Genomic DNA, 15,479 nt, shown 5'->3' with positions numbered 1-15,479 from the left:
ACAAGGTTACTTTCAGGATAAATATGCAGCTGAGGCAGGAGAACGCCCGGCCATGGCGGAGGCCATGCGTAGGGCTGCAACCAAGCTGGTTTCGCGCGCCTTCCCGGTCCCGGCCAGCGCAAATGCTGTTCCGTGATCTGGTGATGTACGAATGAAGGGAAGGCCAAGGGTCACGTTGACCCCGCCATGAAAATCCAGGGCCTTGAGTGGGATCAGGGCTTGGTCATGGTACATACACAGCACAACGTCATAGTGCTGCTTGGCTTCAGCGTGAAACAGGGTGTCAGCTGGCAGGGGGCCAGATGCTTCAATGCCGTCTTGGCGCAGGAGCTGAACAGCAGGCTCGATAATATCCTGCTCTTCGGTTCCCATAATTCCGCCCTCTCCGGCATGAGGGTTCAACCCCGCAATGGCAAGCCGGGGTGAAGGGATGGCAAAGTACTGTCGCAGGGACTGTGCGGCGGTATGTCCACATGTGACAATGTGTTCTGTGGTCAAGGTGCTTGCAACATCCCGCAGGGGAATATGAATGGTAACTGGAATAACCCGCAGGCTCTCGTTGGCCAGCATCATCACGGCCTGTGTATCAGGACCAGCCAGGCTGGCCAGGTACTCGGTATGACCGGGGAAGCCAAACCCCTGTTCACGTAACACTTTCTTGCTGATGGGGTTTGTAACCATGGCACAGGTTTTACCAGCCATGGTCATCTGAACGGCTATACGTATGGAGTCCAGTACCGCACCGGCATGGTCTGGATCCGGGTATCCCGGAACCGCTTTTTTGGCAAGGGGCACAGGGATCACGGGGAGGGCCTGGTCAAATACGGCTTGTGCCTCTTGCGCTGTGCTGACCGTTACGAGTGGTACATACAGTCCCAGCCTGTAGGCTAGTTCTTGCAGGCGCCCGGGATCATCAAGGGCTACAAAGGCAGGTACCGGATTCTGTTTCCGCCCAAGCCACGCTTTCAAGGTAATATCCCCCCCGATTCCTGCAGGGTCTCCCATTGTCAGGGCGAGGGGGCGTGTTGTGTGCATGGCAGAAAGTGTGTCGTTCTGTCGTGATTGGTACGATTGATCTCAGCGTCTGATATCAATTAGTGCGGATCGACGCAGATCACGGAGTGCACGGTTGGAGACCCGCTCCAGCTTCTCCAGCGTCAGGCGTTGTTCGATCTCTTCCCGTGGTGGGAGGCCGGCTGTGTCCTGACGATCGCAGACCATAACGATAGCCTCCCCGCCAGCAACCTCAACCGGGCCGCCGAGGGTGTTCAGTGGTAAATCCCTGACCACAGCCCGTACCGGCGGGGGCAGGTCGGCAAGTCGCATGTTCCCGATGGCACCGGATCCCGGCAGGTTCAGTTGACCTGCCGTTGCATCAATATCGGCGCATGACTTGGCAGTGTCGCGGACAGAGCGTGCAATCTCTGCTCTCTTGGCTTCGGATAGGGCTGCCGGGCCGGATAACGGCATGAAAATCTGGCTCAATTGGACCCGGATATCATCCGGATTCTGCTTTCTGGGTTCCCTGGCGTCACGCAGCAGCATGATGGCATAGCCTCCTGTCGTACGGACAGGCTGTGACAGCATGCCCGGCGACATGGTGTCCAGAACCCGCTCAATCTCGGGCTCCAAGGCTCCGGTAGTGATCCAGCCGAGATCACCGCCTACAGCAGCTGTTACTGAAGCCGAGAACTGGCGCGCCAGCGAAGCAAAGGGAGCGCCTTGCCTGATCTGGTCTACCAAGCGATCAGCCAAGGCGCGCATTTGCCGCTCTTCAGCCGGATCAGTTACAGGCAGGACAATTTCAGCCAGTAGCCGCTGTGGGCGCCCGAGGTTATCCTTCATGGTACTGATGACAGCATCAACCTCGGCAGGCTCAACAGAAACCTGACGCCGCAGTGTACTCTGTGCGTAGCGTACCCAGCCTATATCAGCGCGGAGCTGTGTTTCCAGGATATGAGGAGCAAGACCCTGATGCTTTAGCAAATCATCCAGTGCGCCGGTCGGGAATCCGTTATTTCGTTCGATCTGACGTTTTGCATTTGCAATGTCAGCTGGCTCTACGTCTATTCCTGCCTTCTTGATTTGCTGCACTTTCAGGCGCTCGTTGACCAGAACCTGAATAACGCGTGGGACAATTCTCTGCCGGGTTTCGTGATTGTCCGGAAGGCGTGAGGTCAGCAGAAGAAGAGATGTCCGCTCGTCAACATCCTTCCATGTTATCGCTTCATCGTTCACAACGGCTGCGATGCGCTGTGTTTGGCCACTTTGTACAGCAAAAGCAGGCAAGGATCCGCATACCGATAAAAGTCCGACGCAGAAGGCAATGGCTGACACCGGAAGCCTGGATCGTAATGCGACATTGGTTGTCTGTGTGGTGTGTATCATAGGATGCCTTGCTACTCTTGCCATTCCCGATTGTCTCAGAGCTGTGTGTTATAGTCGCCCAGTGTCTTTAGTGACAGGACCAAGCCGATAAATGTTCCACCATTATAATCCCTGTCATACGTATATTTACGGCCAGCCTGTAAGGTAACACCAATACATTCGTCCTCATAAACAAGCTGTCCTTGGGTTGCGATTGGCCCCCCGTTACGGGCGACATCCCAACGTCCGGATACACCGCTGCTCCAGTACCGCGAGATACGTGACGATACGCCACTGTAGAGCTCCTTGCGTTCGCCGGTGGTATTGTCCTCAATCGCGGGACGCTGCGTGCTTACATATCCAACCGTTGTACGCATGACATCCGGTCCGATTGTTGTGTTGAAGTCATTGCGGCGTATTTCACCATTGTCGCGATCCAGCCGTACACGCCAGGATGTCGAGAAATTGCTGTTCGGGTAAACAGACAGTCTGCCGACGTAGTCGGAGAAAGTGTCATGAAGCCCGGATGTTTTCTGGAACAATCCATCAGGATGCTGCCGCCACGTCTGCCCTGCCAAGGTGTCTATGGTCCCCACCCTTGTGCCGTATGCCGTATAGCGTATCCCATAGTTCACCCGTGTTCCGCCTTCAATGCGGTCATAGCCCGTGAAGCGGTTGGTCGAGAACAGGTTGACATCGTCAAGCTCGAAATCGAGGCTGTCCTCGTTGGGGACTTTACGGTTATTGCCCCCACGCGGGCTTATAATACCCTGTATCGTTGGTTCCAGCACCTCGCTCCAGTCTTCATGCGTACGCTCAAGCGGGAGACTCCACGTCAGTGCGGCCTCAGGCACGGCTCGCCCTATGGTCCCTGTATAGCGATGATCGGTGCTGTCCTTGATTGGTACATCAGCAACATGCCACACATCTCCACGCAGACTTGTATCCAGTCTCCATACGTCTCCAGCAGATCCGACATAGGGTAAATGCCATCCCAGTGTTGTTGTTGCCCGTTGGCTTTTTGGCCCTGATGTTCGGTTTATGCTGGCAGTGGATATGTCCAGCGTTGTCCATGCTCCCCTGTTATCGGGTTCTGTACTGTAATTGATGCTGCCCAGCGGAGTAACAAACGGGATCTCATAGCCCTTTCTCAGCGGGGCGCCTGTGTTCTGGAAATAGAAGCTTTCCAGTGCGGCATAGCTGCGACGGCTGAACCCTTCGACATAGCCCCGATTTTCCAGGAAAGCCGGTGCTCCGAAGCCATAACGCCGCAGGTAGGTTGGATCAGATGCCAGATCAATATCGGCACCGGCGCGCCACGTATCGTTTATGGCGTATAGTCCTTTTGCAGACACGTGATTGCGGACACGCTCCCGATTGTCCCGGGTTATGGACCCTGTGGCAGAAAGGGCCACTTTGTGTCCGACAATACGATATTGACTGCCAAGAACAATCCCTTCCTTTGATGTTATCGTGGGCGTCAGGGTTATATCCTGCTGATCATTGATGACCTGGAACCATGGTATGCTAAAGGCAGAACCAAGATCTTTGTTGTTCTTCCACGATGGGACCAGAAAGCCACTTTTGCGTTTGACAGAGGGGTCCGGGTGAGACAGATACGGGGTATACAGCACGGGCACATCAAACAATTCAAGCCATGCGTGGTTATACCGAACTTCCCGGGCATTTTGGTCGTGCACAACCCGTACGGCCTTGATCTGCCATATGACAGGATCATCGCCGCAGTCATCGCACGGTGTGTAGGCTGCATTTTCAAGGGTTGTCGAGGTTCCTTCACGGCGTACCGCCTGTTCAGCATGGCTGCGTGATCCATCCGCAAGTACAACCTTGATGGCGTGAGTAAAGCCGTTTTTCAGGTCTCCGGTTAACTCTGCATAGTCCGTGAATGTGGTGGTACCATCCTCGTCTGTCAGCACCACGTTTCCGCTGGCCGTAGCCAAATCTTTTCCGGGCTGATAGCTGATGGTATCAGCGATCAGAATGACCGCACCGTACTGGAACTCTACATTTCCACGCGCTGTAACCGTATCCAGGTTCTTGTCGTGGATCAATTCATCGGCAGTTACATGCGCACGCGGTTTCTGTTCCTCCGCACGGTTTTCTGTTGGCGGGGGGGGCTGCATCTGACTCCACGCCTGTTGCGGGATACATAGCGCAATTGCCGTGGCACACACCATCATGCCTGACAGGAGAAATGGTATCGGGCGCGTCAGCGGAGAAAGCGGTGGTAACATGCCACGTCTTGTCATGACATTCTGGTCCGGTTGGGGAAAGGGGACACGGTGATAGATCGGGTTGAGCGAGCAAGGATAAACAAGGCTACCGCTGTTGGCAAAAGAACAGCTGCAGGAATTAGGGGTAAAAGATCTGTAGCGTGTGATGCCAGATTACCGGCACCTATGATCCCGGACTGTACCAAGACCATGGTTGCGGCTGTCAGAACAATACGCTGCGTATGGCCACGTCGGCTGAAGGAACCTGATAAAAGACCAGCAAGGGCAATCAGGACGAAGCAGACATAGGATATGGGATTGAACAGTCGTTGTATGGCCTCTGCCCGGAAACGGGGTACATCAGCCGGGCGGATGGTCAGATCTGTTTTCTCTGTGACTGTCAGCAACTCGTGCGTTGGTCGCTCCTGTGCTTCACGATAGCGCTGCCCGTGTTCTTTCCCGGGCTGATCCCACAGGTTGACGGACAGGCGTTCGAAATCCAGCAGTGCCATGGTTCCAGTCCCAAGAGTGACCTGATGGCTGCTCGCCTTGCCCAGAATCAGAACGGGGCCTGCCGGCGACGAAGCAACAGCTCCCCGCTCTGCTATAATCGTGTTTGTCTTGCCCGGTGTCCTGGTGTCATGGATCATGACGTCAAGAAGCTCTCCATTGCTGGTTCTGGTGCGGGTATAGACCGTAAGGCCGGTAGCAACATCGTTGAAGGTGCCGTCCTGGATCATCAACTTTGATGCATCATTGCGTAGGTTCCATTGCAGTTCCTTGAAGGAACGTGCACTTTCCGGCCCCAGCCAGAGCGTCAGGCTGTAGCCAGCTGCCATCATGACAAAAGCCAGGATCAGGGCTGGACACGCCAAGCCGAATGGGCCCACCCCGGCCGCACGTATAACAACAAGCTCCCGGTCTGTATTCAGGCGGTTGTATGTAAACAAAACAACCATAAACAAGGCGACGGGCATGATCAGGGACAGGAAGCCTGGAAGCAGCAATCCGGTCAAGGTCAGGAAAGAGTGGACAGACACACCCTGCGTAACAATCAGTTCAATGTAACGCAGCGACTGTGTGAGCCAGGCAACAGAAAGCAGACCGGCAGTGACCAAGATGGTTCCGGTAGCAAGCTGAAACAGGACATAGGACGTTATGGTACGCATCGTGGGGCGGAGTATAGAGCGGCTTTGTATCCAGAAACCAGCACGATTTCCATGTTTCGGACAGGATGTGCTACAATACGCTGTACTTGGAGGGTTTATGATACAAGGGGGGCGCGTATGGCCAAGGATCACAGCCATTCTTCCGGTGGGGCTCATCACCCCGGCCATAGCGCAGGGGAGCATGGTCCGGACCATCATAAACCGGACAAGCATGGCAATCGTGGCCTCAGGCACCACGGTCACCCGACTTCCGGCCCTCATGGCCCGGGGTCTCATGGCAGTGCTACACATCCACAGCCGCACCATGCCCATGGTCATCACAGCCATGGGCCTTCCGCTGCTGACCATCATCATACGGCGGACCATCACCCTGGTCACCACGACCATCATGGTCGGCCTCTCCGTCGTCCCTCGCAGTTTGGTTTCTTTATCCGCATTGTTGCTTTGGGCATTGCCCTGACACTTGGGGTTGGAGGTGGATTGTGGCTGAAAGCCTATAACTCCAGGCCGTCCAATGAATATACGGATGATATGGCAGGGAAGGTTGTAGCACAGTGCGAACAGCTTGTGCCTAAGCTGGATTGCCGGTGTCTCTGGAAACAGGCGGGTGTTGCTTTTACGCCGTCCAACAGTGTGTCAATTCTGGAAATCCTGTCCCAGCGGCACCAGTGGACCGGGCAGATCACACGGGCTCGACTGGAGCAGGTGGCCGGCAACGATGGTGCCAGTGCTCTTGGCAAGGCACTCTACTACTGCACCCTCCTCTGAGAGGGGAGGTCCCCCGATCCTTCAGGCTAGAAGGCTTCTTCCGGTATCGCCATCAGGGCGTTGGCGCCTGCTGTCGCATCGGCCTCCAAAGCTGCTACCTGCGGAAGAATATGGCGGATGAAGTACAGGGCTGTTGTTGTCTTCTCCTGCGCAAAAGCTTGATCTTCGCTGTTTTGAGCCTGCGTCGCTGACAAGGCAAGCCAGCATCCACCAAGTGTCAGGGCAGCCTGCCGGGTAAAGGGGAGGGCCGCCGCATAGGCGTCTGCGGTTGAGGCGGTGCAGGCCCAGCGTGTTGTTCGTTCAAGTCCCTTCAAGGCTTCCTCGAGAGGTGGTGTCAGGCTGGTATCATGGCGTGGAAGGGCTGTACGCAGCTCGTCAATCAGTGCAAGCATTTCATGCCCTTGGTCTTTCTGGATCTTGCGGCCGACGAAATCGGCGGCCTGAATGCCGTTTGTTCCCTCGTAAATGGGGGCAATCCGTGCATCACGGTAGAACTGCGCCGCGCCTGTTTCCTCTACAAAGCCCATGCCGCCAAAGACCTGAATAGCTTCGTTGGCAACATCCACGCCGATCTCTGTGCCCCACAGCTTGACCAGCGGGGTCAGTAGCGCGACCCGGGCCGCCCATGCAGCTGCTTTTCGGGTATCTGCTGTCTTGATGGCCCTGTCATTGGCAGCGATGGCCGAAAATGTCAGCAGGCGTCCGGCCTGTGTGCGGGCTTTCATGTTCATTAACATACGCCGGACATCAGGGTGATGGATAATGGTGGCTGGCCCCTTGTGCTCCCCCACCACGGGTTTTGATTGGACACGTTCCCGCGCATACCAAGCGGCATGCTGATAGGCCCGTTCAGCAATGGCATAGCCCTGTAGCCCGACATTCAGGCGTGCATTGTTCATCATGGTGAACATGCAGGCCAGCCCCTTGTTTTCTTCACCGACAAGCCAGCCAACAGCTCCCTCGTGCTCCCCAAATGACATGACGGCTGTCGGGCTGGCATGAATCCCCAGCTTGTGTTCCAGCCCCGTGCAGATAACGTCATTGCGGTCACCAAGGCTGCCGTCGGGATTGACCAGATATTTCGGAACCAGGAACAGGGAGATTCCCTTGACGCCTTCCGGTGCATCATTCAGGCGGGCCAGAACCATATGAATGACATTGTCCGACAGGTCATGGTCGCCATATGTGATGAAAATCTTGGTGCCTGTAATCCGGTATGCGTTCCCCTCCCGAACGGCCCGTGCCTTGATCTGTGATAGATCGGACCCGGCCTGTGATTCCGTCAGGTTCATGGTGCCGGTCCATTCGCCCGAGATCATTTTCGGCAGATACAGGGCCTTTTGTTCTTCGGATCCGTGGGCGTCCAGCAGATCCACGGCGCCCTGGTTCAACATGGGGCACAGGCCAAAAGCCATGTTTGCAGATTGCCAGATTTCCTGTACGCCAGCTGCAACCAGCCAAGGAAGACCTTGTCCCCCGTATTCGGGATCAAAAGGAATGGCATTCCAGCCCCCGTCACGGTAGCGGGCATAAAAGGACTGTAGTTCCGGGAAGGTACGAACCGTGCCATTCTCAAGACGGCACCCCATGCGGTCACCAATGCTGTTCAGTGGTGCCAGTTCCTGACTGCCCAGCCGCCCTGCTTCTTCCAGCACGGCCTGTACCAGATCATCCGTTGCGTCGCTGTAGGCAGGCAGTGCCGTGATATCCGACAGCCCGACCACTTTCATGGAATGCATGATCTCTTTCAGAGGGGCAGTATAGTCAGCCATGTTTCCTCCTGGCACATCCCTGTCATCAGGTCTTCCCGGGAAGGGTGCAGGATCAGGTTAATCCATGCAAGTAAAAGGGTATATTTTTCCTGCTCTCCCACATGATGAGCACCCCCGCCACACGATGTGCGGGGGTGCTTCATGCTGTCAGCGCTTGTTTTCAATGTGTTCAGCGATGTAGCGGTCCAGCAGGCGCACACCGAAGGCTGTGGCGCCCTTGGATACCAGGGGCAGATCCTTGTTGGTCCAGGTTGTTCCGGCGATGTCCAGATGTGCCCATGGTGTTCCGTTTTCTATAAAACGGGCCAGGAATTGGGCTGCCGTAATGGAGCCGGCACCACGACCGTCGCCGACGTTTTTCATGTCGGCTATGTCTGATTTTATCAGCTTGTCGTAGCTGTCTCCCATCGGCAGGCGCCACAATTTTTCCCCCGTCTCCTGTCCGGCCTTGGTCAGCTGTCCGGCCAGTGTGTCGTCGTTGGAAAACAGTCCGGCGTGCTCCATCCCCAAGGCAATGACGATGGCCCCTGTCAGGGTCGCAAGATCAATAATAGTGGCCGGTTTGTACTTGCGTTGGGCATAGGTCAGGACATCGGCCAGCACCAGCCGCCCTTCCGCGTCGGTGTTGATGACTTCGATGGTCTGGCCACTCATGGACCGGACAACATCCCCCGGGCGCTGGGCTGTGCCAGATGGCATATTCTCGACCAAGCCGAGGAAGCCAACCACATTGGCCTTGGCCTTGCGCCGGGCCAAGGCTGCCATCAGCCCGGTCACCACGCCGGCTCCGCCCATATCCCACTTCATGTCTTCCATGCCACCGGCTGGCTTGATGGAGATTCCGCCGCTGTCAAAGCAGACACCCTTGCCAATAACGGCCAGAGGTGGCGTTTTGGCCTTGCTGCCGTTCCATTCCAGTATCACGGTGCGGCTGCCGCGGACAGAGCCTTGCCCGACGCCCAGCAAGGCATTCATGCCCAGTTTCTTCATCTCTTTTTCAGTCAGGACACTGACCTTGATGCCAAGCTTCTCCAGCTTCTGGCATTCTTCGCTGAACTCAACCGGACCCAGGATATTGGCTGGTTCACTTTGCAGGTCTCGGGTCAGGAACACGCCCTCGGCCACGGCTTCCATCGGGGCAAAGGCTTTTTTGGCCAGATCATGGTCTGCGGTTGAAACAATCAACTTCCCAACCTGCGGCTTGTCATCTTTCTTTTCTGTTGCTTCGGTCCGGTAGCGATCAAAGCGGTAAGAGCGCAGGAGAGCCCCGATGGCCATGTGCGCTGCTGCCTGTGCGATGGGCACATTGCATCCGGGGAGAGTATCGACAACAAGCGTGACGTCTTTGTCCTTTGCGTTGGCTATGGCTGACCATGTGGCTCCGCCAAGCCGTTCGAACGCGGCCGTATCCAGCTTCGCGGCTTCACCCATGCCCAGAAGAACAAGACGGGACAAGCCGCTGCCAGCTGGTGCGAGAATGGTCAGTGTTTGCTCGGCCCGCCCTTCAAAGGCAGCAGCTTCCATGGCCCGGCTCAGGTGTCCTCCGCCAGATTTGTCCAGGGAACGGGCCGTTGCGGTTAATTTGCGCCCGGCAAGAATGCCGACAACAATTGTACCCGAGGCAGGTAGGGCAGGTTTGGCGAAGCTTATTTTCATTGTCTGTCTCTCTGTGCTTGTCCGGGGCCATAAGGGGGCCTGTGAAACCAGAAGCGATGATGGCCGTGCAAATCGAAGTTCTTGTGGATATTTACCCCTTTCCGGATTCCTGAAAAGGTATAACTGCCGGTATGGGCGCGAAATTCTTGAATGTTGTGTGAAAATAAAGGCACGACGGATGGTGGAATTTTGCAGCCATGTGCCCTAAGCTTTTGCCCGGCTTTTGGGGGAGGTTCTTGATATGCGCATCCGATATGCTGTGTTGTTGTTCCTGGTTGCATTCTGGACTGTCATCATGTCTGCAGATGACGTATTTGCGCAGTCTTACAGCTGGCGCAATGACGTCTCGCCTGATCTTGAGGGGTCTTGGGTAAAGGCCGGGCAAAGGTGTGAGGACAGTGGCAGCCTGCTGATGATCTTTTCCTCCGGTGGCTATCGCTGGCGCAAGGCCGCCACCGACTGGGGCTATGCCCGTGGCAAGTATTCCTGGCAGCCGGGAAGTGGCAGTGTTTCCTTCAAACTGCAGCGGTTTGAGCCTAGCGACAGTCCTGATTTCCTGTTTACAGTCGTGGGGGCAGAGATGCGTAAATACACGTATGCTTCCGGCCAGTTGACACGTTTTTCCAAGTGCCGGTAAGCCTTGATTGAGCATGTATAGATTTGTTTATTGGCTAATAAGGTAAGGAACGTGCAGTGCTTGTTGTGTTTGGTGCGCTGTTGCCTGTGGTGATGCTTCTGGGGCTTGGATACGGCGCACGTGCGGCAGGCTTTGTTTCCCCGAGGATCTGGTCTGCCCTGGAGTGGCTGACCTACTATATTCTTATCCCTTCCTTCCTGATCCATGCCTTGGGTCACCGCCCGCCTGAGCCTGCTGTAATTGGGGGGATGGCAAGTGGTATTCTTGGGGTATCATTATGTATGACGCTGGCCTTGTGGGCTGTTCCTGTCCTGTTCCCAGCCTGTGATCGTGCGGCTTTTACATCTGTTTTCCAAGGGGTTATTCGTGGAAATACCTTTATTGCTCTGGGTGTTGCCGAGGGGTTGTGGGGGCCGCCCGGTCTGGCTTTGGTTGCAGCGGCGGCTGGCGTAACAGTTATTTTATTCAATGTGCTGTGCGTTGGTACTTTATCGGTTTCTTTGGTGCAGGCGCAGGGAACGTGGCATCTTGTCCTCAACATAACCTTGGCCTTGGCACGTAACCCACTGATCTGGGCCTGTGTTATTGGCTGGGCTGTTGGAACAGGGGTTATTTCTGTTACTACCGGTCTTATGGATGGTCTGGGGCTTGCCGGAGCAGCGGCTGTGCCTATGGCTTTGTTGGTGGCTGGCTCCGGGCTGCGGTTTGGTCCGCTGGGTGCAAGTTGGTTGATGGAGGCGCTATCTTCTCTGCTCAAGCTCTTGATTATGCCTGCCGGTGGGGTGTTGGCGGCGCACCTGTTGGGGCTGGAAGGTATGGTGCGTGCGGTGGTCATTCTCATGCTCGCGTTGCCAGCCCCGCCTTCAGCCTATGTGCTGGCCCGGCAGATGGGAGGGGATGCCCCGCTTATGGCCCGCATAATATCTTTACAAATGATCTTGGCCTTTTTTACCCTGCCGGCCACGGTTCTTGTGGCCGATATGTTATAGAATCCCTCTTTTCAGTGCCATGCAGTGAGGAAGGGGCTTGTGAACACCAGATAATGGAAGACTTCTGTGACTGATATGCCCGATTTTCGCTTTCTTGCTGACAGTTTGATACCGGTTGTTCGCAAGGCTGGATCTGCGATCATGGGGATTTACGAAAGTGATTTTGCTGTCCTGCAAAAGGACGACGATTCACCTGTGACGGCAGCGGATCGTGTTGCCGAGGACATTCTGGTTCCAGCCCTGCGTGATTTGACGCCGGATTTTCCCGTTGTGGCCGAAGAAGCTGTAGCTGCGGGGGATTGCCCTTCTGTGGGGAGTGGGCCGTTCTGGCTGGTTGATCCTTTGGATGGCACAAAGGAGTTTGTGCGAAGGAACGGCGAGTTCACTGTTAATGTCGGATTGGTTTCAGGGCAATACCCTGTCTTCGGAATTGTATACCTTCCGGTCCTGGATGTGCTGTATCTCGGCTGTGGTTCCGGTGGTGCATTTCGGTATACGGGTGATGGCCTGCCGGAACGTTTGCAGTGCCGTGCCCCCGGGGCAGAAGGACTGACCGTGCTTTCCAGTCGTTCTCATGCCAAGGGAGACGCTCTTTCGGCCTGGCTTGCAGACAAGGTTGTTGCCGGTATCGTGCACGCCGGAAGTTCGCTGAAGTTTTGTCGTTTGGCAGAAGGGACGGCTGATGTCTATCCCCGCTTTGGTCCTACCAGTGAGTGGGATACCTGTGCGGGCCATGCTGTTCTTTTGGCTGCCGGCGGGCGCATGACTTGTCTTGACGGTGCACCTTTTGTCTATGGCAAGCCGGGTTTTGGCAATCCGGGCTTTATCGCCTCCGGCTTGTGATGCGGGTTCTGTCCTGATGCCTGTTATCCCATTTTCTGATCCGACAGCGCTGACGGCTGCAGCAGGTCTCCTTCGTTCAGGTAGCTTGGTCGCGTTTCCGACTGAGACAGTCTATGGCCTTGGTGCTGACGCAACCCAAGATCGTGCCGTTGCCCGCATTTACGAGGCTAAGGGACGGCCATCGTTCAACCCCTTGATCTGTCATGTACCGGATCCGGAATCCTTGGTGCCCTTGGTTCACTGTGATGAACGGGCCCGACTGGCTATGGCTGCCTTCTGGCCCGGGCCACTAACCCTTGTTTTGCCACGGCGTGAGGGGTGCTCTCTTTCTTCCCTGGTTTCAGCGGGTCTGCCCAGTGTTGCCGTTCGTGTACCGGATCACCCCTTGGCTCTTGCCCTTCTGCGCGAATGCGGGCGCCCGGTTGCCGCGCCTTCGGCCAACCGGTCAGGATCTATCAGCCCGACGCTTGCTGCTCATGTTGTTGCCAGCTTGGGTGACCGTGTTGATATGGTTCTGGATGGGGGGGCGTGTGGTGTCGGGGTAGAAAGTACGGTTGTGGATTTGACGGGGCGTCAGGCTGCCTTGCTGCGTCCCGGGGGGATTTCGCGGGAACGTCTGGAATCTGTTCTTGGGCCGCTGTTGTGGGATGTCGACAATGATGTGGCACCGCATAGCCCCGGTCAGCTTTTGTCGCATTATGCTCCTTCTTGTCCCGTTCGCCTTGATGCTGTGTCGGCAGGGCCAGGGGAGGCATTGCTCGGTTTCGGTGCTGCCGGTATGACAGCGGGAGCCACGCTTAACCTGTCTCCTTCCGGGGATTTGGTTGAAGCTGCTGCCAATCTTTTTGCCATGTTGTTCGAGCTGGATGCTGCCGGTTGGGCTGGCATTGCCGTGATGCCTATTCCCGATCATGGTTTGGGATTGGCGATCAACGATCGTTTGCGACGTGCAGCTGCCCCGCGTGATCCCCGTCAGGGTTTCTTTGTCTGATATGGGGGCCTGCACGAGTCTTGGTTTTGGCTGGTGCAGGTTCCGGTCAGCGTGTTCCGAATGGTTCTTCGGCCAGTCGCTTGTGCCCACCGCACGCGCCAATAACCTTGGATTGTGGTGAGAACTTGTTCCACACCTTCTCGTGGAAGTAGAATACGATGGTGTTTGCGGTTGGTTCCAGTAGGGCAACCCCCGTCGCGATGGCGATGGAACCGGTCAGAAGATAGGTGATGGCAAAGCCAACACAGAAATGCAGGACCGCAAAACTACCCGTCTTCAGGATATCACGCATGCTGCGGTGCTCCACTCACAAGAACAGTATTTCCATTAGCATGCCGCATTTCTTTGTATGATTCCAGAGAGCATTTTCTCTTTGTATGATTGAGACATGCCAAGATATACCATTCTTTCTGTTGTGGGGATTGCGGTATATGAGAACCAACATATAATCCCTGATTTTATAAAACAGGTTTCGGGGTACCTTCTGTGTCTATAGCTGATCATATCTTGTCCGAACTGTATTCTGTCATCGGAGCAGAGGGTGTTCTTGTTGATCCTGAGGCCCTTGATCCGTTTCTGCGTGAGGAACGTGGGCGGTATCGTGGCGCATCATCGCTTGTTGTGCGACCATCTTCGGTTGATCAGGTCTCCGCTGTTGTACAGCTGTGTGCCCGCCACGCATTAAGCCTTGTCCCCCAGGGCGGTAATACAGGGCTATGTGCCGGCGCCGTTTCCGATGCCGGTCAGGTTATTCTGTCATTGGGGCGCATGAACCGGATTCGCTCCATAGACCCCGTCAATTTTACCATGACTGTGGAAGCCGGTGTGGTTCTGGAAACGATCCAGAAGGCCGCATTGGACGCAAATCGCTTTTTCCCTTTGTCGCTTGGTGCGCAGGGCTCATGCCAGATTGGTGGTAATCTGGCAACCAATGCGGGAGGTTTGAATGTCTTGCGCTATGGTAATGCCCGCGATCTGTGCCTGGGGCTGGAAGTTGTGCTGGCAGACGGTCGGATATGGAACGGCCTGAAGCACCTTGGCAAGGATAATACGGGTTATGCGCTGAAACACTTGTTTATCGGGGGGGAGGGGACGCTCGGCATTATCACCGCTGCTGTTCTGAAGCTTTTCCCCCGCCCGCTGGAAAAGCAGACAGCACTGTGTGCTGTTTCCGATGTCCGCTCTGTTCCTCATCTTCTGGCTTTGGCACGCTTCCTCTCGGGTGACCAGGTCAGTGCTTTTGAGCTTATGGCCCGTTTCTCTCTTGAGCTGGCATGTCGTCATCTTGATGGTGTTACAGATCCTTTTGAGTCTCCTTGGCCATGGTATGTCCTGGTTGAGTTTTCAACCACCCGGGCCGGAACAGATTTGCGCACGGTGTTTGAACGCTTTCTGGAAGAAGCGTTTGAGCAGGCATTGATCGGCGATGCGGTTATTGCCGAGAGCGGGCGGCAGGACGCTGCATTCTGGAGAATGCGCGAAGGGCTGCCCGAGGCCCAGAAGCACGAGGGCGCTTCGGTCAAGCACGACATATCCGTTCCCATTGCCAGTGTGCCGGAGTTTCTGGAGCGGGCTATGCAGGCTGTATCTCAGGCCGTTCCTGGGATCAGGCCGTGTCCATTCGGGCATGTCGGAGATGGTAATATCCACTTTAACCTGACCCAGCCCGAGGCAATGTCTTCAGCTGATTTTCTTGCCAAGTGGGAAGATTTGAACCGGATTGTCCATGACATTGTTGCTGACATGGGCGGGTCTTTTTCCGCCGAGCACGGTATCGGGCGTCTCAAGGTTGATGAGATGCTTCGTTATAAGGCAGATGAAGAGATTGATATGATGCGTAGGGTCAAAAAGGCCCTTGATCCCCAATATATTCTTAATCCCGGCGTTATCCTTTGCAGCGATCGGGGATAGTGCCTTCCAGTAAACAAGTCCCTCTCAGCTGATCTATCCTTGGCTCTGTATCTTGCTGTCACCATTCAGACAGGCCGTCTCAAAAGTTCGGGGCGGTTTGTCCTATGGCAGTTATTGTTGGAGAGTGGTGGGAATCCGTGAG

Annotated in this window: 13 protein-coding genes; 6 read left to right on the top strand and 7 right to left on the bottom strand. The window is 55.6% G+C overall.

Annotation, left to right across the window (positions count from 1 at the left end; translation table 11 throughout):
* Positions 1-12: 12 nt before the first annotated feature.
* Genes pdxA through HEQ61_RS04570 form a run of 4 tightly spaced genes read right to left on the bottom strand, consistent with a single transcriptional unit; the run spans position 13 to position 5,770 of the window.
* A complete protein-coding gene (gene pdxA / locus HEQ61_RS04585) occupies positions 13-1,035 on the bottom strand; it encodes a 4-hydroxythreonine-4-phosphate dehydrogenase PdxA (RefSeq protein ID WP_168019889.1) in 1,023 nt (340 codons plus the stop codon).
* Positions 1,036-1,077: 42 nt separating this feature from the next.
* A complete protein-coding gene (locus HEQ61_RS04580) occupies positions 1,078-2,388 on the bottom strand; it encodes a peptidylprolyl isomerase (protein WP_168019888.1) in 1,311 nt (436 codons plus the stop codon).
* 35 nt (positions 2,389-2,423) lie between these two features.
* The gene (locus HEQ61_RS04575; RefSeq protein WP_168019887.1) at positions 2,424-4,637 is read right to left on the bottom strand and encodes an LPS-assembly protein LptD; all 2,214 of its coding nucleotides are present in this window, start codon (positions 4,635-4,637) and stop codon (positions 2,424-2,426) included.
* The gene (locus HEQ61_RS04570) at positions 4,634-5,770 is read right to left on the bottom strand and encodes an LptF/LptG family permease (RefSeq protein ID WP_272487526.1); all 1,137 of its coding nucleotides are present in this window, start codon (positions 5,768-5,770) and stop codon (positions 4,634-4,636) included. The genes HEQ61_RS04575 and HEQ61_RS04570 overlap by 4 nt, the downstream gene beginning before the upstream one ends.
* A gap of 117 nt (positions 5,771-5,887) precedes the next feature.
* Between HEQ61_RS04570 and HEQ61_RS04565 the strand changes: the two genes are divergently transcribed.
* Positions 5,888-6,538, top strand: coding sequence for a hypothetical protein (locus tag HEQ61_RS04565; protein WP_168019883.1), 651 nt, complete (start codon positions 5,888-5,890; stop codon positions 6,536-6,538).
* A gap of 26 nt (positions 6,539-6,564) precedes the next feature.
* On the opposite strand, the gene HEQ61_RS04560 is transcribed toward HEQ61_RS04565, so the two are convergent.
* Together HEQ61_RS04560 and HEQ61_RS04555 are read right to left on the bottom strand one after the other, a co-directional pair.
* Entirely contained in the window at positions 6,565-8,310 is a 1,746-nt protein-coding gene (locus tag HEQ61_RS04560) for an acyl-CoA dehydrogenase (RefSeq protein ID WP_168019880.1), read from the bottom strand.
* 147 nt (positions 8,311-8,457) lie between these two features.
* On the bottom strand, positions 8,458-9,966 hold the full coding sequence (locus HEQ61_RS04555) for a leucyl aminopeptidase (RefSeq protein WP_168019877.1): 1,509 nt from the start codon (positions 9,964-9,966) through the stop codon (positions 8,458-8,460).
* Between the two features lie 241 nt (positions 9,967-10,207).
* Here HEQ61_RS04555 and HEQ61_RS04550 point away from each other — a divergent pair, with 241 nt between their 5' ends.
* From HEQ61_RS04550 to HEQ61_RS04535, 4 genes are all read left to right on the top strand, one after another.
* On the top strand, positions 10,208-10,603 hold the full coding sequence (locus HEQ61_RS04550; RefSeq protein WP_168019875.1) for a hypothetical protein: 396 nt from the start codon (positions 10,208-10,210) through the stop codon (positions 10,601-10,603).
* 56 nt (positions 10,604-10,659) lie between these two features.
* Positions 10,660-11,592 (top strand): AEC family transporter, encoded by a 933-nt coding sequence (locus HEQ61_RS04545; RefSeq protein WP_168019873.1) that lies wholly within the window; start codon positions 10,660-10,662, stop codon positions 11,590-11,592.
* Positions 11,593-11,667: 75 nt separating this feature from the next.
* Entirely contained in the window at positions 11,668-12,435 is a 768-nt protein-coding gene (gene cysQ / locus HEQ61_RS04540; RefSeq protein ID WP_168020035.1) for a 3'(2'),5'-bisphosphate nucleotidase CysQ, read from the top strand.
* 16 nt (positions 12,436-12,451) lie between these two features.
* A complete protein-coding gene (locus HEQ61_RS04535; RefSeq protein WP_168020034.1) occupies positions 12,452-13,426 on the top strand; it encodes an L-threonylcarbamoyladenylate synthase in 975 nt (324 codons plus the stop codon).
* Positions 13,427-13,472: 46 nt separating this feature from the next.
* Here the strand turns inward: HEQ61_RS04535 and HEQ61_RS04530 are convergent, their stop codons facing one another.
* A complete protein-coding gene (locus HEQ61_RS04530) occupies positions 13,473-13,718 on the bottom strand; it encodes a DUF2061 domain-containing protein (protein ID WP_066131963.1) in 246 nt (81 codons plus the stop codon).
* A 194-nt stretch (positions 13,719-13,912) separates the two neighbouring features.
* On the opposite strand from HEQ61_RS04530, the gene HEQ61_RS04525 reads away from it, so the two are divergent.
* Entirely contained in the window at positions 13,913-15,337 is a 1,425-nt protein-coding gene (locus tag HEQ61_RS04525; RefSeq protein ID WP_168019871.1) for an FAD-binding oxidoreductase, read from the top strand.
* Positions 15,338-15,479 lie beyond the last annotated feature (142 nt).

The sequence above is a fragment of the Haematospirillum sp. H4485 genome (genome assembly GCF_012102745.1).
Taxonomy (GTDB): Bacteria; Pseudomonadota; Alphaproteobacteria; order Rhodospirillales; family Rhodospirillaceae; genus Haematospirillum.
The sequence above is the reverse complement of the archived record's forward strand: the minus strand, read 5'-3'. Positions and strand labels throughout refer to the sequence as shown.